General features: G+C 65.5%; 25 protein-coding genes. 14 read left to right on the forward strand and 11 right to left on the reverse strand.

The window, feature by feature from the left end:
* Positions 1-116 precede the first annotated feature (116 nt).
* Positions 117-1751 carry a CTP synthase gene (pyrG, locus tag U1763_RS11290; RefSeq protein ID WP_332755283.1) on the reverse strand — a complete coding sequence of 545 codons (1635 nt, stop codon included), beginning with the start codon at positions 1749-1751 and terminating at the stop codon, positions 117-119.
* Positions 1752-1836: 85 nt separating this feature from the next.
* A complete protein-coding gene (gene secG / locus U1763_RS11295) occupies positions 1837-2232 on the reverse strand; it encodes a preprotein translocase subunit SecG (protein ID WP_056050855.1) in 396 nt (131 codons plus the stop codon).
* Positions 2233-2466: 234 nt separating this feature from the next.
* On the opposite strand from secG, the gene U1763_RS11300 reads away from it, so the two are divergent.
* The 8 genes from U1763_RS11300 to eda all read left to right on the forward strand — a co-directional run bounded on the left by U1763_RS11300 (position 2467) and on the right by eda (position 9981).
* Positions 2467-2796, forward strand: a complete 330-nt coding sequence (locus tag U1763_RS11300) for a MarR family transcriptional regulator (protein WP_132897785.1) — start codon at positions 2467-2469, stop codon at positions 2794-2796.
* A complete protein-coding gene (locus tag U1763_RS11305) occupies positions 2723-3142 on the forward strand; it encodes an SH3 domain-containing protein (protein WP_332755284.1) in 420 nt (139 codons plus the stop codon). Before U1763_RS11300 ends, U1763_RS11305 begins: the two co-directional genes overlap by 74 nt.
* Positions 3139-4062, forward strand: coding sequence for an N-acetyl-gamma-glutamyl-phosphate reductase (argC, locus tag U1763_RS11310; protein ID WP_332755285.1), 924 nt, complete (start codon positions 3139-3141; stop codon positions 4060-4062). Before U1763_RS11305 ends, argC begins: the two co-directional genes overlap by 4 nt.
* Before the next feature lie 27 nt (positions 4063-4089).
* On the forward strand, positions 4090-5553 hold the full coding sequence (gene zwf, locus U1763_RS11315) for a glucose-6-phosphate dehydrogenase (RefSeq protein ID WP_332755286.1): 1464 nt from the start codon (positions 4090-4092) through the stop codon (positions 5551-5553).
* 171 nt (positions 5554-5724) lie between these two features.
* Entirely contained in the window at positions 5725-6429 is a 705-nt protein-coding gene (gene pgl / locus U1763_RS11320) for a 6-phosphogluconolactonase (RefSeq protein ID WP_332755287.1), read from the forward strand.
* A gap of 2 nt (positions 6430-6431) precedes the next feature.
* Complete coding sequence (gene edd, locus U1763_RS11325) at positions 6432-8246, forward strand: phosphogluconate dehydratase (protein ID WP_332755288.1); 1815 nt, start codon at positions 6432-6434, stop codon at positions 8244-8246.
* A gap of 149 nt (positions 8247-8395) precedes the next feature.
* Positions 8396-9364 carry a glucokinase gene (glk, locus tag U1763_RS11330; protein WP_332755289.1) on the forward strand — a complete coding sequence of 323 codons (969 nt, stop codon included), beginning with the start codon at positions 8396-8398 and terminating at the stop codon, positions 9362-9364.
* Positions 9361-9981: a bifunctional 4-hydroxy-2-oxoglutarate aldolase/2-dehydro-3-deoxy-phosphogluconate aldolase gene (eda, locus tag U1763_RS11335; RefSeq protein WP_332755290.1), complete on the forward strand. Its 621-nt coding sequence runs from the start codon at positions 9361-9363 to the stop codon at positions 9979-9981. The genes glk and eda overlap by 4 nt, the downstream gene beginning before the upstream one ends.
* 105 nt (positions 9982-10086) lie before the next feature.
* On the opposite strand, the gene mltG is transcribed toward eda, so the two are convergent.
* The 6 genes from mltG to fabD all read right to left on the reverse strand — a co-directional run bounded on the left by mltG (position 10087) and on the right by fabD (position 15010).
* A complete protein-coding gene (gene mltG / locus U1763_RS11340; protein ID WP_332755291.1) occupies positions 10087-11055 on the reverse strand; it encodes an endolytic transglycosylase MltG in 969 nt (322 codons plus the stop codon).
* A 98-nt stretch (positions 11056-11153) separates the two neighbouring features.
* Positions 11154-12416 (reverse strand): beta-ketoacyl-ACP synthase II, encoded by a 1263-nt coding sequence (fabF, locus tag U1763_RS11345; RefSeq protein ID WP_121904024.1) that lies wholly within the window; start codon positions 12414-12416, stop codon positions 11154-11156.
* 121 nt (positions 12417-12537) lie between these two features.
* Positions 12538-12774 (reverse strand): acyl carrier protein, encoded by a 237-nt coding sequence (locus tag U1763_RS11350; RefSeq protein ID WP_031393971.1) that lies wholly within the window; start codon positions 12772-12774, stop codon positions 12538-12540.
* 77 nt (positions 12775-12851) lie between these two features.
* Positions 12852-13592 carry a 3-oxoacyl-[acyl-carrier-protein] reductase gene (gene fabG / locus U1763_RS11355; protein WP_136189701.1) on the reverse strand — a complete coding sequence of 247 codons (741 nt, stop codon included), beginning with the start codon at positions 13590-13592 and terminating at the stop codon, positions 12852-12854.
* Positions 13593-13603: 11 nt separating this feature from the next.
* Positions 13604-14023, reverse strand: a complete 420-nt coding sequence (locus U1763_RS11360; RefSeq protein ID WP_332755292.1) for a GxxExxY protein — start codon at positions 14021-14023, stop codon at positions 13604-13606.
* Positions 14024-14050: 27 nt separating this feature from the next.
* Positions 14051-15010: an ACP S-malonyltransferase gene (fabD, locus tag U1763_RS11365; RefSeq protein ID WP_332755293.1), complete on the reverse strand. Its 960-nt coding sequence runs from the start codon at positions 15008-15010 to the stop codon at positions 14051-14053.
* A gap of 200 nt (positions 15011-15210) precedes the next feature.
* On the opposite strand from fabD, the gene U1763_RS11370 reads away from it, so the two are divergent.
* The 4 genes from U1763_RS11370 (at position 15211) to rplI (ending at position 17152) form a co-directional block, all read left to right on the forward strand.
* On the forward strand, positions 15211-15570 hold the full coding sequence (locus U1763_RS11370; RefSeq protein WP_107963019.1) for an RcnB family protein: 360 nt from the start codon (positions 15211-15213) through the stop codon (positions 15568-15570).
* A 311-nt stretch (positions 15571-15881) separates the two neighbouring features.
* Positions 15882-16316 carry a 30S ribosomal protein S6 gene (gene rpsF, locus U1763_RS11375; protein WP_056050884.1) on the forward strand — a complete coding sequence of 145 codons (435 nt, stop codon included), beginning with the start codon at positions 15882-15884 and terminating at the stop codon, positions 16314-16316.
* 2 nt (positions 16317-16318) lie between these two features.
* Positions 16319-16543 carry a 30S ribosomal protein S18 gene (gene rpsR, locus U1763_RS11380; protein WP_031393978.1) on the forward strand — a complete coding sequence of 75 codons (225 nt, stop codon included), beginning with the start codon at positions 16319-16321 and terminating at the stop codon, positions 16541-16543.
* A gap of 12 nt (positions 16544-16555) precedes the next feature.
* Positions 16556-17152, forward strand: a complete 597-nt coding sequence (gene rplI, locus U1763_RS11385; RefSeq protein WP_056050886.1) for a 50S ribosomal protein L9 — start codon at positions 16556-16558, stop codon at positions 17150-17152.
* Between the two features lie 393 nt (positions 17153-17545).
* Here the strand turns inward: rplI and U1763_RS11390 are convergent, their stop codons facing one another.
* From U1763_RS11390 to recR, 3 genes are all read right to left on the reverse strand, one after another.
* Positions 17546-18997 (reverse strand): DNA recombination protein RmuC, encoded by a 1452-nt coding sequence (locus U1763_RS11390; RefSeq protein WP_332755294.1) that lies wholly within the window; start codon positions 18995-18997, stop codon positions 17546-17548.
* A gap of 438 nt (positions 18998-19435) precedes the next feature.
* Positions 19436-19960, reverse strand: a complete 525-nt coding sequence (gene def, locus U1763_RS11395; RefSeq protein ID WP_056050890.1) for a peptide deformylase — start codon at positions 19958-19960, stop codon at positions 19436-19438.
* A gap of 48 nt (positions 19961-20008) precedes the next feature.
* Positions 20009-20605: a recombination mediator RecR gene (gene recR, locus U1763_RS11400; protein WP_332755412.1), complete on the reverse strand. Its 597-nt coding sequence runs from the start codon at positions 20603-20605 to the stop codon at positions 20009-20011.
* Between the two features lie 52 nt (positions 20606-20657).
* Here recR and fmt point away from each other — a divergent pair, with 52 nt between their 5' ends.
* Positions 20658-21584 carry a methionyl-tRNA formyltransferase gene (gene fmt / locus U1763_RS11405; protein ID WP_332755295.1) on the forward strand — a complete coding sequence of 309 codons (927 nt, stop codon included), beginning with the start codon at positions 20658-20660 and terminating at the stop codon, positions 21582-21584.
* Positions 21581-22339, forward strand: a complete 759-nt coding sequence (truA, locus tag U1763_RS11410; protein WP_332755296.1) for a tRNA pseudouridine(38-40) synthase TruA — start codon at positions 21581-21583, stop codon at positions 22337-22339. The genes fmt and truA overlap by 4 nt, the downstream gene beginning before the upstream one ends.
* Positions 22340-22349 lie beyond the last annotated feature (10 nt).

Consider the following 22349-nt stretch of genomic DNA (forward strand, 5'->3'; position numbering starts at 1 on the left):
CCGCGAGGGCGGGGATCCAGCCTGGGCTCCCGCCTTCGCGGGAGAACAAGGAGGCGATGGCAGGTATCTCGATGAGAGCGACAATTCCCCTCTCCCTTCGGAGAGGGAGATATGATTCAGACCAACCGGCTCTGCTTGACCGCAGCTTCGATGAAGCTGGCGAACAGCGGGTGCGGGTCGAAGGGCTTGCTCTTCAATTCTGGGTGGAACTGGACGCCGACGAACCAGGGGTGGTCGGGGCGTTCGACGATCTCGGGCAGCGTGCCGTCCGGGGACATGCCCGAGAAGACGAGTCCGCCCTGCTCCAACGCTTCCTTGTAGCCGGTGTTGACCTCGTAGCGGTGACGATGGCGCTCCGAGATCTCGGTGCCGCCGTAGATCGACGCCACGACGCTGTTGCCGGTGAGCTTCGCGTCGTACGCGCCGAGCCGCATCGTGCCGCCCATATCACCTTCCGCCGCGCGGGTTTCGAGGCCTTCGCGGCCCATCCATTCGGTGATCATGCCGACCACCGGCTCGTCGGTCGGACCGAACTCGGTCGACGACGCATTGGCGATGCCGGCAAGATCGCGCGCGCCCTCGACGCAGGCCATCTGCATGCCGAAGCAGATCCCGAAATACGGAATTTTCCGCTCGCGCGCGAACTTGACCGAGGCGATCTTGCCCTCGGCACCACGCTCGCCGAACGCGCCGGGGACGAGGATCGCGTCGCACGGCTCGAGTTGGCCGGCGATGTCGCTCTCGGCATTCTCGAACAGTTCGGCGTCGATCCAGCGGACGTTGACCTTCACGCGATTCGCGATGCCGCCGTGGACCAGCGCTTCGTTGAGCGACTTGTACGCGTCCTGGAGGCCGACATATTTGCCGACCACGCCGATCGTGACCTCACCTTGCGGATTCGTCAGGCGGTCCATGATCTCGGTCCAGCGCGACAGGTCGGGTGCCTCGGCGGGTTCGATCCCGAACGCGCGGAGCACTTCAATGTCGAGGCCTTCGCCGTGATACTGAAGCGGCACCGCGTAGATGCTCTTCGCGTCGAGCGCGGGGATGACCGCGCTCGCGGGGACGTTGCAGAACAGCGCGATCTTGGCGCGCTCCGACGGCGGCAGCGGATGTTCGCAGCGGCAGACGAGCACGTCGGGCTGGACGCCGAGCGCCGCGAGTTCGCGAACCGAATGCTGCGTCGGCTTGGTCTTCAGCTCGCCGGCGGCGGCGATGTACGGGACCAGCGTCACGTGGATGCTGATCGCGTTGCCGCGGCCTTCCTCGTTCTTGAGCTGGCGAATCGCCTCGATGAAGGGGAGCGATTCGATATCGCCGACGGTGCCGCCGATCTCGCAGAGGATGAAGTCGATGCCGTCGGTCTCGGCGCGGGCGAACGCCTTGATCGCGTCGGTGACGTGCGGGATCACCTGCACGGTCGCACCGAGATAATCGCCGCGACGTTCGCGGGTGATGATCTGTTGGTAGATGCGGCCCGAAGTAACGTTGTCCGACTGGCGCGAGGGAACGCCGGTGAAGCGCTCGTAATGGCCGAGGTCGAGATCGGTCTCGGCACCGTCGTCGGTGACGTAGACCTCGCCGTGCTGATACGGTGACATCGTGCCGGGATCGACGTTCAGATACGGATCGAACTTCCGAATCCTGACGGTATACCCGCGCGCCTGGAGGAGAGCGGCAAGCGATGCCGCCATGAGACCTTTACCGAGCGACGAAACCACGCCCCCGGTGATGAAAATGTACCGAGCCATGGGAAGAGTCTCGTAGCGTGTGTTGGGGACGAACGACAAGAGCCCCGCGGATCACGCAGGGGCCTTTTATCGGCGAATGGAGTGTTTAGTTGGCTAGCGGGACCGCGCCGTTATCGGCGGGCTTCGTCGTGCCGGCCGGAACGCCAGCATTCTCGGCGCCACCGGCGAACGGTGCCGCGTCACCCTTGGGCTGCGCGGTCGGGACGGCGGTTGCCGCCGCCGGGGTGCGCGCGAGCGACGTGTCGATCGTGGTGGTGCGGTGATTCGCTGCGAGGACCGCCAGCAGGATCGAGAACAGCACGAACATCGTCGCGAGGACGCCGGTCGCGCGGGTCAGGAAATCGGCTGCGCCGCGGGCCGACATCAGGCCGGACGGGCTACCGCCCATACCCAGACCGCCGCCTTCCGACCGCTGCATGAGGATCACCGTGACGAGGGCGGCCGCGATGATCGCGTGGATGACGAGCAGAAAGGCGAACATTGCGCGGAAAACCCCGGAACTTTTGCGAAGGCGAGCACATAGGCGACACCGAGGTTTCGATCAACCGCAACACGGGCTCCGCATATCGCAAGCCAATCGTAAAACGACGGAAACATGACGTCCGGGGGGCGTTGTGATCCCGTAATGACGCTCATGACTGGGTATCGTGCATATAAATTCAGATGGCGGATCAACGCTGTGGCATCAATGGCAGCCAATACCTTATCGACCTGGATGACCGCTCTGGTGGATTATGTCCGCTCGGGTGAACCCGATCTGACCAATCGTCAGATGGCATTGCTACTGCTCGTCTACCTCAAACCGGGGCCGCATACGGTGCGCGGCCTTGCCCGTGCGCTGAACGTATCGAAGCCCGTCGTCACGCGCGCCTTGAACAGATTGGGTGCCCTCGGCTATCTGCGCCGGCAACGCGACGATAGCGACAAGCGTAACATCTTCGTCGCGCGCACCACCGAAGGGGCAGATTTTCTTGAAGAGTTCGGGCAATTCATCGGCGACGGCCCCGCCCCAGCCGGCTCCAACGGCCACGCCGCTCACGCTTGAGCCGTTCGACGACAAGGCCCGGACCAGCTTCGCGCTGACGGGCCGTTCGGTCGACCTCGATCCGCGCACGCACGCCGTTCGCCGCGATATCGCCGATATTCGCCTCGCCGAATACGTATTCGCTCCACACTATGCGGTGCCGATGATACGGCCCGTCGCGCGCACAGCTTTGTTGCGCAGCGGACGAGACGAAGCGAGCGATACGATGGTCGACCTCAAGCCCGGCGATAGTTTCGAAGTGCTGGAGATTGCCGGCGTTTCCGCATGGGGCGTTGCGCGCCCGAGCGGGCTGGTCGGCTATGTCGAGGCGGCAGCACTCGATCTTTCGACGACGGACGCGGCATGACCACGGTCTTCATCGATGGCGCGGTCGGCACCACCGGCCTCGAGATCCGCGAACGGCTTGCCGGGCGGACCGACATCACGCTGGCGCTGCTGCCCGAGGATCGGCGCAAGGATCCGGCGGCACGTCGCGAGGCGCTGAACGATGCCGATTTCGTGATCCTGTGCCTGCCCGACGACGCGTCGCGCGAAGCCGTCACGCTGATCGACAATGATCGCACCCGGGTCATCGATGCCTCGAGCGCGCACCGCGTCGCCGCTGGCTGGACCTACGGCTTTCCCGAATTGCCGGGTCAGGCGGAGAAGATCGCGACCGCGATGCGCGTGTCGAACCCCGGCTGCTATCCGACCGGCTTCCTCGCGCTCGTCGCGCCCTTGGTCAGCGCCGGACTCGTTCCCGCCGATCTTCCGCTAAGCGTCAACGCGACCTCGGGCTATTCGGGCGGCGGCAAGGCGATGATCGCCGCGTTCGAGAATGGTGAGTCCGCGACGGCGTTCCGCGCCTACGCACTCGGCCTCGCGCACAAGCATATCGCCGAGATGACGCAGCATGCGGGCCTCGCGCACGCGCCGATCTTCGCGCCAGCCGTGGCCAACACCTATCGCGGGATGGTCGTCGAAGTGCCGTTGCATCTCCACGCCCTGCCCGGCCGGCCGGCGCTGGCCTCGATCGAAGACGTCTTGCGCGCTGCGTTCGATGGCTCGAAACTCGTCTCGGTCGCCCCCGGCGATATCGGCGCGGTCGATATCGAGGAGGATGCGGGGACCGATCGGCTGACGCTGAGGGTCTGCGGCAACGATGCGGTCGGCCATGCGCGACTGATCGCGACGCTCGACAATCTGGGCAAGGGTGCCGGCGGCGCCGCGGTCCAGAACCTCAACATCATGGCCGGGGTCGACCCGGTCGCCGGCCTGGTTTTCTAAAGAAACCGGCTAGTTCCAGGAGCTTCCATGCACCGTAATCCCGTAGCCAAGCTGCTCCTGTTCGGCGCGACCGGCGATCTCGCGCAGCGCATGCTTTTGCCGTCGCTCTATGGCCTGCACGCCGATGGCCTGCTGCCCGAAGAACTGACGATCACCGGTGCTGCGCGTCACGAGCATGACGACAAGGATTACCGGAAATTCGCGAAGAAGGCGCTCGACGAGTTCCTGCCCGAGGATCGCAAGGACGAGAGCGCGATCGGGACGTTCCTCGACCGGCTGTTCTATCAGGCGACCGACCTGTCGGACCCCGCCGCGTTCCAGCCGCTGGCGGACAAGATCGGCGACATCTCCGGCGGCCTCGCAATCTACCTCTCGACCGCGCCGTCGCTGTTCGAATCGGCGATCGAAGGGCTGCACAAGGTCGGCCTCGCGGGCGAGACTGTCCGTGTCGGACTCGAGAAGCCGCTCGGCTACGACCTCGACACCAGCCGCGAGATCAACGACGCGGTGGCGAAGGCCTTCCCGGAAGACCGGACCTACCGGATCGATCATTATCTCGGCAAGGAAACCGTCCAGAACATCCTGGCCCTGCGCTTCGGCAACTCGTTCTTCGAGCCGGTCTGGAATGCGCAGGGGATCGACAACGTCCAGATCACGATCTCGGAGACGGTCGGGCTGGAGGAGCGCGCCGGCTATTACGAGAGCGCCGGCGCGCTGCGCGACATGGTCCAGAACCATATGCTGCAACTGCTCGCGCTGATCGCGATGGAGCCGCCTGCGCGCTTCGAGGGCACCGACGTCCGCGACGAGAAATCGAAGGTTTTCCGCTCGCTACGCCTGATCAAGCCCGAGGAAGTGCCCAACGTCACCGTCACCGGCCAGTACGGCGAAGGCGCGGTCAAGGGGAAGTTCGTCAAGAGCTACTCCGACGAACTCGGCGAGGCGTCGAACACCGAGACGTTCGTCGCGATCAAGGCGCATGTCGACAATTGGCGCTGGCGCGGCGTGCCGTTCTATCTGCGCACCGGCAAGCGGATGGCCGCGCGCCGCAGCGAGATCGCGATCCAGTTCAAGTCGGTGCCGCATTCGATGTTCGCCGGACGCGGTGGCCTGTTGCAGCCCAACATGCTGATCATCCGTCTCCAGCCGGAGGAATATGTCCAGCTGCTGGTGATGGCGAAGGAGCCCGGTCTCGACCGTGACGGCGTCCGCCTCCGTGAAGTCCCGCTGAACCTCAGCATGGATGCCGAGTTCGCGGGCTCGCGTCGGCGGATCGCGTATGAGCGCCTGCTGCTCGACTTGATCGAGGGCGACCAGACGCTGTTCGTGCGCCGTGACGAAGTCGAGGCGCAATGGACCTGGATCGACGCGATCCGCGAGGGCTGGAAGGCCAACGCGATGAAGCCCAAGAGCTATGCCTCGGGCAGCTGGGGTCCGTCGGCCGCGATCGCGCTGACCGAGCGCGACGGCGTGACCTGGCAGGACGACTGAGTTTGGTTTCTTCCGTTCGTCCCGAGTAGCCTTCGAGCGAAGTCGAGAAGGCGTATCGAGGGATCGACCCGAGTGTGGCATTGTACCTCGATAAGGGCTCTCGACTTCGCTCGATCCCTACTCGGCACGAACGGCATTTTTGACAGCAATTTTCTGAGTGAGTTGAAGTTTATGACCGAAATCGAATGGTGGGATTACGAGGATTCCGACGAGCTCGCCAACGCGGTCGCGGGCGATATCCAGTTCGTCATCGAGAGTGCGCTCGACGCGCGCGGCTCGGCGGTGATCGCGCTGGCGGGCGGCAAGACGCCGTTCGCCGCGTATGAGAAGCTCGCCCAGGCGAAGCTCGACTGGAAGAAGGTCACGATCATCCCCGGCGACGAGCGAATCGTGAAGCTCGGCGATCCCTTGTCGAACGTGACAGCGCTGGCCAAGATCTTCCTCCCCAAGGGCGCGCGCGTGAAGCCGATCGTTCCCGAGGCGATGTCGGACTACAAGGCGGCCGGACGCTCGGCGGATGCGCTGATGCAGGATCTGCATTGGCCGCTCGACTTCTGCCTGCTCGGCATGGGCGGCGACGGGCATACCGCGTCGATCTTCCCCGGCCCCGATTATGACGAGGCATTGAGCGGTCCCAAGGAACGCCGTGCGCTCGGCGTGATGCCCGATCCGCTGCCACCCGAAGCCCCGCTTGCGCGCGTCACGTTGTCGGCTGCGGCGATCGCATCGTCGAAGGCGCTGATGATCATGATCACCGGCGACGCTAAGAAGAAGGTGCTCGAGCAGGCGATCGACCAGGGGCCGTCGTCGTCCTACCCGATCGGCCGCGTGCTCGCCGAAGTGGAGCTGCCGGTCGACGTGCACTGGGCGCCGTGACGATGCTCAACGCCGTCGTCTCCGCGGTGACCGACCGGATCATCGAGCGCTCGCGCGATAGCCGCGCCGCCTATCTCGCGCTGATCGAGCGCGAGGCGGCGGCGCAGGTCCGGCGTCCCGGCCTCGGCTGCGCGAACCTTGCGCACGCCTATGCCGGGACCGAGGAAGACCGCGACGCGATGAAGGCCGATGCTGGCATGAACATCGGCATCGTCACCGCGTACAACGACATGCTGTCGGCGCACGCCGTCTATTATCGCTACCCGGAGCTGATGAAGATCTGGGCGCGCGAAGCGGGTGCGACCGCGCAGGTTGCGGGCGGCGTGCCGGCGATGTGCGACGGCGTGACGCAGGGCTATCCGGGGATGGAGCTGTCGTTGTTCAGCCGCGACACGATCGCGCTGAGCACGGCGATCGCTCTCTCCCACGGCACGTTCGAAGGCGCAGCGCTGCTCGGCATCTGCGACAAGATCGTCCCCGGCCTGCTGATGGGTGCGCTGCGCTTCGGGCATCTGCCGATGGTGCTGATCCCAGGTGGGCCGATGCCGACCGGCTTGCCGAACAAAGCGAAGGCTGCAGTTCGCGAGAAGTTCGCGGAAGGGCTGGTCGGGCGCGACGAGCTGCTCGAGGCCGAGATCGGCGCCTATCATTCGAAGGGCACGTGCACCTTCTACGGTACCGCGAACACCAACCAGATGATGATGGAGGTCATGGGCCTCCACATGCCCGGCGCGGCGTTCGTCAATCCGGGCACCAAGCTGCGGCAGGAATTGACGCGGGCGGCGGTGCATAGGCTGGCGAAGATCGGCGCGCGCGGCGATTCGTATCGACCGCTCGGGCATTGCGTCGACGAGAAGGCGATCGTGAACGCCGCGGTCGGCCTGCTCGCGACGGGGGGCTCGACCAACCATTTGCTCCACGTTCCGGCGATCGCTCGCGCGGCAGGGATCATCATCGACTGGGAAGATTTCGACCGCCTGTCCTGCGCGGTTCCGCTGATTGCGCGGGTGTATCCCAACGGCTCGGCGGACGTGAACGCGTTCGAGGCCGCCGGGGGCATGCCCTACGTGATCCGCGAGTTGCTTGGCGAAGGGCTGTTGCACGGCGATATCATGACGATCGGTGGCGAGGACCTGTCGGCCTACGCGAAGACCGCGGTGGTCGAGGGCGACACGCTCGGCTGGCGCGATACGCCGGACAGCGGCGACGAGACGATCCTGCGTCCTGCGACGGCGCCGTTCTCGCCGGATGGCGGGATGCGGATCCTCGCGGGCAATATCGGCCGTGCGTGCATCAAGGTGTCGGCGGTCGAGCGCGAACGCTGGATCGTCGAGGCGCCTGCGATGGTGTTCGACGACCAGCTCGACGTGATCGAGGCGTTCAAGCGGGGCGAGCTGGAGAAGGACGTCGTTGTCGTCGTCCGCTTCCAAGGGCCGCGCGCGAACGGGATGCCGGAGCTGCACAAGCTGACGCCACCGTTGGGCGTTTTGCAGAATCGTGGGTTCAAGGTGGCTCTGGTCACCGACGGGCGGATGTCGGGGGCAAGTGGCAAGGTGCCGTGCGCGATCCATTGCTCGCCCGAAGCGCTGCTCGACGGCGCGATCGGGTTGATCCGCGATGGCGACATGATCCGGGTGGACGCTGTGAATGGCACGCTTGAAGCCTTGGTTGATGCGGACGTCTGGGCAACCCGAGAGATGGTCGCGATACCGCCACCGGTGAGCGGCATGGGCCGCGAGCTGTTCGGGATGTTCCGCGGGCTTGCCGACGAGGCCGAGAAGGGCGCGTCGGCGATGCTGGCGGGCGCTGGGCTCTAAAGCGCATCTCAAACGCCGCCGTCACCTCAGCCACACCCCCGTCATCCCGGCGAAAGCCGGGACCTCGCGCCACGGGGGCGGACTATGCGGCCTGAGATCCCAGCTTTCGCTGGGATGACGGGGGACGATAATAATAGACGGAGGATGACATGGAAATCGTAGCGGCAGATATTGGCGGAACGCACGCCCGCTTCGCGATCGCCGAGGTCGAGAACGGTCGCGTCGTGTCGCTCGGCGAGCCCGCGACGCTGAAGACCGCGGACCACGCGTCGCTCCAGACCGCGTACCAGGCGTTCGAGGCTGGCCTCGGTCGCCCCCTCCCCCGCGCGCTGGCGATCGCGGTCGCATCGCCGGTCGCGAACGACGTCATCCGGCTGACCAACAACCCGTGGATCATCCGCAAGTCGCTGATCACCGAACGCCTGAAGGCGGACCAGTGGGTGGTCGTCAATGATTTCGGCGCGGTCGGCCATGCCGTCGCGCAGGTGCCGAGCAGCGACTTCATCCATCTTTGTGGTCCCGATACGCCGCTGCCATCCGAGGGCATCACCACGATTTGCGGCCCCGGTACCGGGCTCGGCGTCGCGCAGTTGCTGCGGCGAAGGAACGGCTACCAAGTCCTGGAGACCGAGGGTGGCCACATGGACTTCGCCCCACTCGACGGAATCGAGGATGCGTTGCTGAGCCGCCTGCGCAAGACCTTCACACGCGTATCCGCCGAGCGCGTCGTCGCGGGGCCCGGCATCGTCGCGATCTATGAGACGCTTGCCGCTTTGGAAGGCCGCGCGGTGCCCAGCCATGACGACAAGACGATCTGGACCGAAGCGATCGACGGCACCGACTCGATCGCGCTCGCCGCGCTCGATCGGTTCTGCCTCGCGCTCGGCGCGGTCGCGGGCGATCTGGCGCTCGCACAGGGCGCCAAGGCGGTCGTGATCGCGGGCGGCCTAGGCTTCCGGATCAAGGATCGGCTGATCCGCTCAGGCTTCGACCAGCGCTTCGTCGCCAAGGGCCGCTTCCAGGGCATGATGGCGGCGATGCCCGTCAAGCTCATCACCCATCCCCAGCCCGGCCTGTTCGGCGCCGCGGCCGCCTTTGCACAGGAACACACACAATGACCGCAACCCCCTCGCGCACAATCGCAGATATCATGCAGACCAGCGCCGTCATCCCGGTGCTGGTGATCGAGGACGCGGCGCTCGCCCGTCCGCTCGCCGAGGCGCTGGTCGCGGGCGGCCTGCGCGTGCTCGAGGTGACGTTGCGCACCGGCGCCGCGCTGGAGGCGATCGCAGAGATGAAGAAGGTGCCGGGCGCGATCGTCGGCGCAGGCACCGTCGTGAATACGCAGCAGTTCGCGCAGGTCCGCGATGCGGGGGCGGAGTTCATCGTCTCGCCAGGGCTGACCGAACGCCTCGCCACGCCGATCATCGAGAGCGGGATTCCGTTCTTGCCGGGGATCGCCAATGCGGCGGACATCATGACCGGACTCGAGCTGGGGCTGACGCATTTCAAGTTCTTCCCGGCCGAGGCGAATGGCGGGTTGAAGGCGCTCAAGGCTCTGGCCGCGCCGTTCTATCAGTGCAGCTTCTGCCCGACCGGCGGGATCACCGAGGCGAGCGCGCCGGAGTGGCTGGCGTTCAAGCCAGTGCTCTGCGTGGGCGGGAGTTGGGTGACCGGCGGGACGATGGCCGAGATCGAGATCAAGGCTCGTGCGGCTAACGCGCTGCGGGCCTAGTCGTCATCCCAGCGAAAGCTGGGATCTCGTGCCACACAGTCCGTCCTTGCGGCCTGATATCCCAGCTTTCGCTGGGATGACGAGAGTGTGCCGGAACGCCTCGCCCTACATTTCGCCGCGGGCTTTGCGGATCGCGTACCATTTCTTCACGTTGGCGTTGTGTTCGGCCAGCGTGTTCGCAAACACGTGGCCGCCGGTGCCGTCTGCTACGAAGTAGAGCGCCTGGGTCTGCGCCGGATCGAGCACCGCGTCGATTGAGGCGCGGCCGGGGTTGGCGATCGGGCCTACCGGCAGGCCGGCTTCGGCATAGGTGTTGTAGCCGTTCTTCGCGTGCAGTTCCGACCGCAGGATGCGGCGGCCCAGCGGACGGCCCTTGGTGATCGGGTAGATCACGGTCGGATCGGCCTGGAGCGGCATGCCGCCCCGCAGGCGATTGCCGTAGACCGCGGCGACGGTGCGGCGTTCGGAGGGCTTGCCGGTTTCCTTCTCGACGATCGAGGCGAGGATGATCGCTTGTTCGGGCGTCGTCACCGCGATGCCGGGCTTGCGCGCGGCCCAGGCGGTGGCGAGGTAGGTCTTCATCGCCGCCTGCATGCGCACGACCACCGAGGCGCGGGTGTCGCCGGCCTGGAAAGCATAGCTGTCGGGGAGGATCGAGCCTTCCGCCGGAACGGGCACGGTGCCGGTCAGGCCATCCGCCTTCGCCAGCGCCTCGTGGACGAGGACGGAGGGATAGCCTTCGGGGACGACGACAAGGCGTTGTACGACCTTGCCGCCCTGCATCAATTTCAGAATGTCGGACTGGCTGGTGTGCGGCGCGATGCGGTATTCGCCGGCCTTGATCGGATCGCCCGAGCCGAACACGCGGGCGTACAGGCGGAAGCGGCGGGCCGAGGGTATCGCGCCGGCCTTTTCAAGTTCGGTGGCAGCGCCGGCCAGCGTGCTGCCTTCGCCGATCTGCACGGTCAGCGTGCGCGGTGCTGGGCCTGCGCCGCCCCAGCCTTGGACTACGAGGAACAGCGCGACGACGGCCGCCAGGCCTAAGACGAGTCCGAAACAGCCGACCTTGCGCACCATAGTTCCCCGGCGGAGGCCGGGGCCCAGTTGGGCAGGCCCTCCGATAAATCGCACCAATCACCCAACTGGACCCCGGCCTTCGCCGGGGAACAGGATTATTGGACCTTCGTCATCACCAGCGACGCGTTGGTGCCGCCGAAACCGAACGAGTTGTTCAGCACCGCGCGGACTTCACGCTTCTTGGCAACGTGGGGCACGAGGTCGACCCCCACACAGCTGTCGCTCGGATTGTCGAGGTTCAGCGTCGGCGGGACGATCTGGTCGCGCAGCGCGAGGATGCAGAAGATGCTCTCGACCGCACCGGCACCGCCGAGCAGATGCCCGATCGCAGACTTTGTCGACGACATCGACAGACCCGAGATCGCATCGCCGAACAGGCGACGGACTGCGCCGAGTTCGAGTTCGTCGCCCAGCGGCGTCGAGGTGCCATGCGCGTTGATGTAATCGATGTCCTCGAGCTTGAGGCCCGACTTCTTGATGGCCATCTGCATCGAGCGGAACGCACCGTCGCCTTCCGGATGCGGCGCGGTCACGTGGTATGCGTCGCCCGACAGACCGTAGCCGATCACCTCGGCATACATCTTCGCGCCGCGTGCCTTGGCGTGCTCGTACTCCTCGAGCACCAGCACACCGGCGCCCTCGCCCATCACGAAGCCGTCGCGGTCCTTGTCATAGGGACGCGAAGCCTTTTCGGGCGAGTCGTTGAAGTTAGTCGACAGCGCGCGGGCCTGTGCGAACCCGGCGATGCCGAGCGGGCAGACGGTGCCCTCCGCGCCGCCCGCGAGCATCACGTCGGCGTCGTCCATCGCGATCATCCGCGCGGCATCGCCGATCGCATGCGCGCCGGTCGAGCAGGCGGTGACGACCGCGTGATTCGGACCGCGCAGGCCGTATTTGATCGAGACCTGACCCGAGATCAGGTTGATCAGGCGGCCATGGACGAAGTGCGGCGAAACGCGACGCGGGCCCTTGGTGTGGAGCACGATCGATTCGCTCTCGATACCCGGCAGGCCGCCGATGCCCGAGCCGATCGAGACGCCCGCGCGCCAGCTCTCTTCGAGCGTCATTTCGGTCAGCCCGGCGTCTTCGAGAGCCTGACCAGCCGCGTCGATGCCGTAGATGATGAACGGATCGACCTGGCGCTGGACCTTGTGGTCGACGCGCTTGCCAGGGTCGAAGCCATATTCGTGGTCGGCCGGCTTCACCTCGCAGGCGATGCGGCACACCTGGTCCGACGCGTCGAAGCGCGTGATCGGGCCCGCACCCGACTTGCCGGCGAGGATATTCGCCCAGGCCGTTTCAACATCCGCCCCCAGAGGGGTGACCAGGCCTAGCCCGGTTACGACGACACGCCGCATGGCTTCAAACTCCGTCTGCTCTCAAAACGAAACGGCTCCCCGCCCTCTTTGCCCAAGGACGGGGAGCCGCTCAAATCACACCCTTCAGGGCAGGTCCAAAGGTTTGAACCCTAGACCCTGATCAGGCCTTGTGCTCGTCGATGTAGGTGATCGCGTCCTTGACGGTCGCAATCTTCTCGGCGGCATCATCGGGGATCTCGACACCGAATTCTTCCTCGAACGCCATGACGAGTTCGACGATGTCGAGGCTGTCTGCGCCCAGGTCGTCGATGAAGCTCGCGTCCTCGGTCACCTTGTCGGCTTCGACGCCGAGATGCTCGACGACGATCTTCTTCACGCGGTCAGCTGTCTCGCTCATGGTAGTTCCCTCTTCAAATCTGGGGGTTTTGGGTATTTCCTGAACGCACCTAGAACGCGGCAGTTCAGCGCGCAAGTTCAGATCATCGCCATCCCGCCGTTCACGTGCACGGTTTGTCCCGTGACGTACCCGGCTTCACGGCTTGCAAGGTACACGATCGCCGCGCCGATGTCTGCGCCTTCGCCGAGGCGACCGGCGGGAATCTTTGCGGTAAGCGCAGTCTTTTGCGCGTCGGGCAGTGCGTCGGTCATCGGCGAGGTGATGAAGCCGGGCGCGACGCAGTTGACGGTGATGCCGCGACTGGCGAGTTCCTGCGCCATCGATTTCGACATGCCGATCAAGCCCGCCTTCGATGCGGCATAGTTCGCCTGGCCGGGATTCCCGGTGACGCCGACGATCGAAGTGACCGAGATCATCCGGCCGAACCTTGCCTTCATCATCGGCTTGGCGGCGGCGCGCATGAGGCGAAACGCGGCTTCGAGATTGACGCGGATGACGCTGTCCCACTCGTCGTCCTTCATCCGCATCGCGAGATTGTCGCGGGTGACGCCGGCGTTGTTGACGAGGATGTCGAGCTTGCCGCCGAGCGCTTCGACGGCTTGCGGGACGAGCGCATCGACCGCGGCTGCGTCGGACAGGTTGCAGGGAAGCGCGACGTGGTCGCCGCCGAGGCTCGCGCGGAAGGCTTCGAGCTTGTCCGCGTTGGACCCGGACACGGCTAGGCGTGCACCTTGCGCGGCGAGGGCCTTGGCAATCTCGGACCCGATCCCGCCGGATGCTCCGGTGACGAGGGCGGTCATGCCTGTGAGGTCGAACATTTTGGTCTCCATCAGATTTTGTTCACGCGAAGGCGCGATGGCGCGAAGGGGGTGTAGCCGTTGACGATCCGACGGAGCCCCTCCTTCAGCGTCTCGCCTCCGAAGTTGATCAGCAGCCCCAATGGCTGTTTGGTTAGTCGCAGATAAGTCAGTAGTTGCTTTGCGTGAGCGGCATTCAGCCGCTCGACCGATTTAATTTCGACGAGCAGCCGATTGCCGACGATGAGATCGATGCGGAACGCAGCATCGAAGTGCAGTCCCTCGAAATCGATCGAGACAGAGCGTTGCCGCTCGACCTCATATCCGAGGCTGGCGAGCTTGAACGCTAGGACAGTCTCGTAAACGCTTTCAAGCAATCCAAGGCCAAGCTCGCGGTGAAGGCGGAGCGACACATCAATGACGTCGGAAGCGGCAGCCTCGAGATCGATCATCTTCGCGCCTTTGCGCCTTCGCGTGAATCACATCTTCCTCACGAATTCCTCGATGTCGTCCATCGTGATGACGCTGGTCGTCTCGACGTCGGGGGTGATGCGCTTGACCATCGGGCTGAGCACCTTGCCACCGAACTCGACGAAGTGGTCGACCCCCGCCGCGTGCATCGCCAACACCGATTCGCGCCAGCGGACCATGCCGGTGACCTGCTGGACCAACAGGTGACGGATCGCGCCGGGGTCGGCGACGGCGGTCGCGTCGACATTGGCGAAGACGGGGACCAAAGGCGCGCGGAGGTCGGCTTCGAGGAGAGCGGCTTCCATCGCTTCGGCCGCGGGCTGCATCAGGGGGCAGTGGAAGGGGGCGGAGACGGGGAGTAGCACCGCGCGCTTGGCGCCGAGGTCCTTGGCCAGCGCGATCGCCTTTTCGATGGCGAGGCGGTGGCCGGAGATGACGACCTGCGAGGGGTCATTGTCGTTGGCGACGGTGCAGATCAGTTCGGGGCCGCCTTCCGCGAGGATCGCGTCGACCGCGGCGCCGGCGATCAGCTGCGCTTTTTCGAGGTCGGTGCCGAGCAACGCTGCCATCGCGCCCTCGCCTACCGGGACCGCCGCCTGCATCGCGCGGCCGCGGAGTTTCAGAAGGCGCGCGGTGGTAGACAGGTCGAGCGCACCGGCGGCGCACAAGGCGGTGTATTCGCCGAGGCTGTGGCCGGCGACATAGTCGGCCTTGTCGGCAAGGCGAATACCGCCTTCCTTCTCGGCGACGCGCAAAGTAGCGATCGCGTTCGCCATGATCGCGGGCTGCGCGTTCTCGGTGAGGAGCAGGTCGTCCGCCGGCCCCTCGCTCATCAGGCGGAACAGGTGCTGGCCGAGCGCCTCGTCGACTTCGGCGAAGACCTCACGGGCGGTGGCACTGGCGTCGGCGAGCGCCTTGCCCATGCCGACAGACTGGCTCCCCTGGCCGGGGAAGATGAACGCGCGCATGGCCTCTCCTCTGTGTTGGGTCTTCGTTTGAGCGCGGGGCCTATAAAGGTGCGCGGCGAGTTGCAACCTGAACGAACATTGCGGCCTTGCGACAATATGCGACCATTTCGCCGACCTTGCGACAAGCGCCTGCGACAATCGGCTCCCAGATTATGGAGGACGCCGCAGCAACGGCGCCGTGTTTCAAACGGGAGATTATCATGAAGACGTTCATCCTCAGCGCACTTGCCGCTACCCTCGTCGCCAGCCCACTGCTCGCCGCAGCGCCTGCCGAAGCGCAGCAGCGTCGCGAAGTCACCACCGTGCGCCACAACGATAACAACGGCCGCACCGTAGTCACCAAGCGCACCGTCGTCCGCACGCCGCAGTATCGCAACTGGCGCGCCGGCCAGCGCTTCGATCGTCGCCAGGCTCAGAACTACCGGGTGATCACGACGTATCGCAACTATCGCCTCGCCGCCCCGCCGCGTGGCAGCCAGTGGGTCCGCTCGGGCAACGACGCACTGCTGATCAACGGCCGCGGCAACGTGGTCCAGGTTCGTGGCGGCGCGTTCCGGTAAATCGGTAGGGGCGGATCTTGGGGGGCGTAATAAGTACGCCCCCTCGCTTCACGCTCCGTCATCCTGACGAAAGTCAGGATCCAGGGTTACGAGCGGCGGCATTTCTGGCTCTGGATCCTGACTTTCGTCAGGATGACGGGACTAGTTGAACGAAGCACACCAACCTTGCCTTTCCCCGATAAACGGGTAAGGCGCTCTGCAACCGGGGTGAGAGATTCGCGTCTCTCGCCCCTGTTTGCATTCTAGACGACAGCCGGAGGGGTGCACGCATGGGGCGTGTATCAGCGATCGGCCAAGACGAAGGACAAGACATGGCTCTTTACGAGCACGTGTTCCTTGCGCGCCAGGATCTGGCACAAGCGCAGGTGGACGCACTGGCGGAAATCGCCACCAAGATCGTGAACGACAACGAAGGTCGGGTCGTAAAGACCGAGAACTGGGGCCTGCGTTCGCTGGCGTACAAGATCGCCAAGAACCGCAAGGCGCACTATGTCATGCTCGAGATCGATGCCCCGGGCAGCGTGATCGCAGAGCTGGAGCGCCAGACCCAGATCAACGAAGACATCATCCGTTACATGACGGTCAAGGTCGACACCCTCGAAGAGGGCCCGACCGTGATGATGCGCAAGCAGGATCGTGACCGCGAGCGTCGTGGCGACCGTGAAGGTGGCCGTGAGGGCCGTCCCGATCGTGGCGATCGTCCGGACCGTGGTCCCCGTCGTGACCGCGAAGAGGGAGCTGAATAATCATGGCACGTCCATTCTTCCGCCGCCGCAAGAGCTGCCCGTTCTCCGCCAAAGACGCTCCCCGGATCGACTATAAGGACGTCCGGTTGCTGCAGGGCTTCGTGTCCGAGCGTGGCAAGATCGTCCCGTCGCGTATCACTTCGGTGGCCGCAAAGAAGCAGCGCGAACTGGCCCAGGCCATCAAGCGCGCGCGTCATCTGGGCTTGCTGCCCTACATCGTTAAGTAAGGACACGCCCACATGGACGTCATTCTGCTTGAGCGCGTCGAAAAGCTTGGTGCTATCGGCGACGTGGTGAAGGTCAAGGACGGTTACGCGCGTAACTTCCTGCTTCCCAACAAGAAGGCGCTTCGTTCGAACGAAGCCAACCGCAAGGTGTTCGAGTCGAACCGTGCGAAGATCGAATCGGACAACGCATCGCGTCGCAGCGATGCCGAGACCGAAGCGAAGACCTTCAACGACGCGACCGTGACCCTGATCCGTCAGGCGTCGAACACCGGCCAGCTCTACGGTTCGGTCGCGGTTCGCGATCTGGTCGATGCGCTGGTGGCCGACGGTCACAAGGTCGGCAAGTCGGCGATCGTGCTCGACAAGCCGATCAAGGCGATCGGTGTCTACACCGTCAAGGTATCGCTGCACCCCGAGGTGTCGGTGGCCGTCAAGGTCAACGTCGCCCGCTCGCCTGAAGAGGCCGAGATGCAGGCTTCGGGCGTCGACGTGATGTCGTCGATGTTCGAGCGCGACGAGGCTGGCTTTGTTGAGGATTACGATCCGAACGCAGAGCCCGGCGCGACCGCCGAAGCACCGCGCGACCAGGAGGAAGAGGCGCAGGGTTGATCCCTTCGCTTTCCTTCTAGCCGATACAGAAAGGCCCGCCCGGAGTCATCCGGGCGGGCCTTTTTTTGTGCTTTTGCGGAGGTGTCAGGGGCAGGTTACGCAGGCGCCAATCATTGCTGCGAAGGGGATCAGGGCGCAGAGGATGGGGACTAGGTGTTTCATGACCGGATGACTCTTGGGGGTGTTATCCGGTTAATGCGCAGGGTCGGGAAAGGTTGCCGGGAGGTGAATGATTTTTGTACCGATCGGTTTTCGGCGCAAGAACTTTACTTCCTTACCACCCCGGCGGAGGCCGGGGCCCAATTGGGAACGCTAGAGTAACGGATCGCAGCGCTCATCATTCGCGTCCCCCAACTGGGCCCCGGCCTCCGCCGGGGTAATGTGGAAGCAGGGTCAGCTTTCGACGCTTTCCGGCTTTTCGATCAGCGCGGGGCCCTCGCCTAGCGCCAGCGCGTCGACCGATGACACATCCTCCAAGTCACGCGCACCCGTTTCGATGTTCAGATCCCGGAACTTGCGGCCCGTCACCATCAGGCGGCCGTTGAACGAGTTGGTGAAGCCGTTGAAGTTCTTCACCGCACTGTTGAGACCGACGCCGACTTTGCGCAGGTCGTCCGCGACCTTGGCTAGGCGATCGTGCATTTCCTTGCCGAGCTCGCCGATCTTCCGTGCTTCGTTGGCGAGTTTTTCCTGACGCCAGACCGCCGCGACGGTGCGGGCGATCGCGATCAGGTTCGTTGGGGTTGCCAGCAGCACGCGCTTTTCGAAGGCGAAGTCCCAGAGCGTCGGGTCGTGTTCGAGCGCGGCGGACAGGAAGTGCTCGCCGGGAACGAACATGATGACATAGTCGGGGGTGTCGGCGAACTGGCTCCAATAGGCCTTGTTGCCGAGGCCGTTGACGTGCGCGCGCATCGACGCCGCGTGGGCGGCGAGACCAATCAGGCGTTCGGCGTCGTCGACTGCGCCGAAGGCGTCCTGGTACGCGTTGAGCGAGACCTTCGCGTCGATCACCAGAGCCCGACCGCCGGGGACGCGGATAATCGCGTCGGGTCGCAACCTTGCCCCGTCGTCACCGACCGCGACTGAGACTTCCGTTTGGAAATCCGTGTGTTCACTGAGGCCACAGGTTTCGAGGACGTTCTTCAACTGCTGCTCGCCCCAGCGGCCGCGCGACTTGGGGGCGTTGCGGAGGGAGTTGACGAGTTTGGCGGCTTCGGTGGAGACCTTTTCCTGGCCTAGGCGCATCTGCTCGATCTGGCCCTTGAGGTCGCCGAAGGCGTCGCGGCGCTCGGCCTCGACCTTGGCGACGCCTTCTTCATAGCGTTGGAGGCGGTCGCTTACCGGTTGGAGCATCGACTTGAGGTTCAGGCCGGCGGACTCTTCGGACTGGCGGAAGCGGGCGTCGGCGCGTTCGAGGAAGGTCTTCTGCGCGTCGCTGAGCAGTTTGTTGGCCACGTCGCCGAACTGCGCGGCCATGACGTCCTTCGCCTCGCGGAGTTCGAGCAGACGCGCTTCGAACGCCTCGCCTTGCGCTTTCAGCGTGGCGATTTCGGTGCGGGCGGCGTCTCGGTCGGCGCGGATCGTCGCGAGGTCGAGGCGCAGGCGATCGGTGTCGGTGGCGCGCTCGGCGTTCTGCGCGCGGAGCGTGGCAAGGTCCTGCATCGCGGCGTTGCGTTCGCGCTCGACCGCGTCGCGCGCGGTACGGATGAGGTCGGCGTCGGCCACCTTGGTTTGGGCGACGGCGAGATCGGCGGCTAGGGTGGCGGCTCGGCGGGAGGCTAGCAGCCAGCCGAGGAGGATGCCGGCGGCTAGGGCAAGGACGGCGATGATGGCGAACTCAGCCATTTTGCGCGGCCGACATTAGAATGAAGTGCAGACGCTGGCGCAGCATTTTCGGGGGTGAGGCTGCGCGCGCGGGCGCTTGGGTTCGGGGGGAGATTGGGGACGTCATGGGTGGAACATACGTCGAACGATTGATTTAGGACAATCGGAATATTCTGTTCTCCCGCGAAGGCGGGAGTCCAGGGTTATGGGCAGCGGCGTTCGTGGTCCTGGGCCCCCGCCTTCGCGGGGGAACTAGTGCGGGCGGCTCGAACTCCAGAGGGTCAGTACCCGCTAAAACAATACCACCCCGGCGGAGGCCGGGGCCCAATTGGAAAGGTCGCGGTAACGGAGGACTGCGCACTATCACCACCGTCCCCCAATTGGGCCCCGGCCTTCGCCGGGGTGGTAGCGTGTGGGGAGAACGGGCGCTCACTCTCAAGCACCCAACCCCCGGCCCGCTCACCCCAGCTTGCGCTGCTTGGCCAACTTCTTCAGCACCATGTCACGCTTCAACCGGCTGATGTGGTCGATGAACAGCACCCCGTCGAGGTGGTCGATCTCGTGCTGCATGCAGGTCGACAGCAGCCCGTCGAAATCTTCCTCGTGCGCCGCCCCGGTCTCGTCGAGCCACTTCACGCGGCACCGCGCAGGCCTAGCGACCTCGGCATACTGCTCCGGGATCGAGAGACAGCCCTCGTTGTAGGTGGAGACCTCGTCGCTGACCGACAGGATCTCGGCGTTGATGTACGCCTTGGGGTTCTTGATCGGCTTGTCTTCCTCGTCCTTCTCCTCCTGGAGATCGATGACGAGGACGCGCTTCTGGACGCCGACCTGGGTCGCGGCGAGGCCGATGCCGTTGAAGTCGTACATCGTCTCGATCATGTCGGCGACGAGCGTGCGGGTGGAGTCGTCGACCGTCTCCACCGGCTCGGCGACGAGGCGCAGGCGGGGATCGGGGACTTCGAGAACGGTCATGACGGTCATAGCGCGTCCGCTAAGGTACGCGTGGGCATCACGTCAAGCCGATGGGCGTCAAGCCATTGGCCTTCTGGCCCTTAGTGCCTGCGCCAACGTGCCCTCATCGAGATAGTCGAGCTCGCCGCCGACGGGAAGGCCGTGCGCGAGCTGGGTGACGCGGACGGGAAAGCGTTCGATGCGCTCGGCGATGTAGTGCGCGGTGGTCTGCCCTTCGAGCGTGGCGTTCATCGCGAGGACGACTTCGTCGAGGCCGCCGGCTTCGATGCGGCGGACGAGGCTGTCGATGCTGAGATCCTCGGGACGGATGCCTTCGAGTGCGGACAGCCGCCCGCCGAGGACGTGGAAGCGGCCGGGGAACAGCCGCGAACGGTCGAGCGCCCAGAGATCGGCGACCTCCTCGACCACGCACAGCGAACGCTGGTCACGGCGCGGGTCGGCGCAGATCGCGCAGGGGTTGGTGGTGTCGACGTTGCCGCAGGTCGAGCAGTTCTCCAGCCGCTCGTCGACCGCGGTCAGCGCCTCGCGCAGCGGACCCAGCGCCGCGTCGCGCTTCTTGAGCAGATGCAGCACGGCGCGACGTGCGGACCGGGGGCCGAAGCCGGGGAGCCGGGCCAGCGCCTGCGTCAGCGCCTCGATCTCGGGGGATGCCATAGGGAACAGATAGGGGGTTGCGCCGCTCCCCGCCAGCGTGTTCGAGAGGGCCATGCGGATCATCTTCATGGGAACGCCGGACTTCGCGGTGCCGGTGCTGGAGGCTCTCGTCGCGGCGGGGCATGACGTGGTGGCGGCGTATTGCCAGCCTGCTCGGCCAGGGGGGCGGCGTGGGCGCGAACTCGTGCCGTCGCCGATGCAGGTTCGGGCCGAGGCGCTCGGCATCGAGGTGCGGACGCCGGTGTCGTTCAAGGCGTCTTTGCCGGAGGGGCTGGAAGCTCGCGAGGCGTTTGCGGCCTTGGACGCGGATGTTGCGGTGGTTGCTGCCTATGGTCTTATTCTGCCGCGCGCGGTGCTGGAGGCGCCTCGGTTCGGATGCCTGAACGTGCATGGGTCGCTGTTGCCGCGGTGGCGCGGCGCGGCGCCGGTACAGCGGGCGATCCTCGCGGGCGATGCCGAGACGGGCGTCGGGATCATGCACATGGAAGCGGGTCTGGATACCGGGCCGGTTCGGCTCGAGGGACGCACGCCGATCGTCGGCAAGACTGCGGGGGATCTGACGTCCGAGCTCTCGGCGATGGGGGCTCGGTTGATGGTCGAGGTGCTGGCCGATCTGGACGCCTACCCTGCCCGGCCGCAGCCCGAGGAGGGCGTCACCTATGCCGCCAAGATCGACAAGGCGGAGGCGCGGATCGATTTCGAGCGGTCGGCGGTCGAGGTCGAGCGGCTGGTGCGGGCGATGAACCCGGCACCGGGGGCGTGGTTCGAGCATGCCGGCGAGCGGGTGAAGGTGCTGGCGGCGGACGTGTTGCCGTTCTCGTTTCTCGGTTGCGAGGGGCTGACGGTCAATGCCGAGTTGACGATCGGGTGCGGTGACGGGGCTATCCGGCCGACCTTGGTGCAGCGCGCTGGGCGCGGCGTCACCTCGGCGGAAGAGATGCTGCGCGGGTTTCCGATTCGCTCGGGGACGCAGCTTTGACGCGGTTCGCGTTGACGGTGGAGTTCGACGGGCGGCCGTTCATGGGCTGGCAGCGGCAGAAGCACGGGCCGAGCGTGCAGGCGGCGCTGGAGGCGGCCGTGCTCAAGATGACCGGCGAGACCGCGTCGGTGCAGGCGGCGGGGCGGACCGATGCGGGCGTGCACGGGATGGCGATGCGCGCGCATGTCGATATCGCGAAGCCGGTCGCGGCCTTTCGGTTGATGGAGGGGCTGAACGCGCTGGTGAAGCCGGCGCCGGTGTCGGTGCTGGCGTGCGAAGTGGTCGACGACGATTGGCATGCGCGGTTTTCGTGTGTCGGGCGCGCGTACGAGTACCGGATCGTCAACCGGCGATCGCCGCTGACGTTCGAGGCGGGGCTGGCTTGGCAGGTACCGCAGTTGCTGGATGCGGGCGCGATGGCGGAGGCTGCGGGGGCGCTCGTCGGGCGGCATGACTTCACGACGTTTCGGTCGGCGCATTGCCAGGCGGATAGTCCGGTGCGGACTTTGGACCGGCTGGAGGTGGTGCGCGAAGGAGAACGGCTGTTCGTTTACGCGGCGGCGCGGTCGTTCCTGCACCACCAGGTGCGGTCTATGGTCGGATGTCTGGCGCTGGTGGGTATGGGGCGTTGGGCGGTTGGCGATGTCGCGGCTGCGCTCGCGGCGAAGGATCGGGCTATGTTGGGGCTGAATGCGCCGCCTGACGGGTTGTTCTTCGTGAGTGCGGTTTACCCACCTCCGTCATCCCGGACTTGATCCGAGATCC

Source organism: Sphingomonas sorbitolis, from assembly GCF_036663875.1.
GTDB lineage: Bacteria > Pseudomonadota > Alphaproteobacteria > Sphingomonadales > Sphingomonadaceae > Sphingomonas.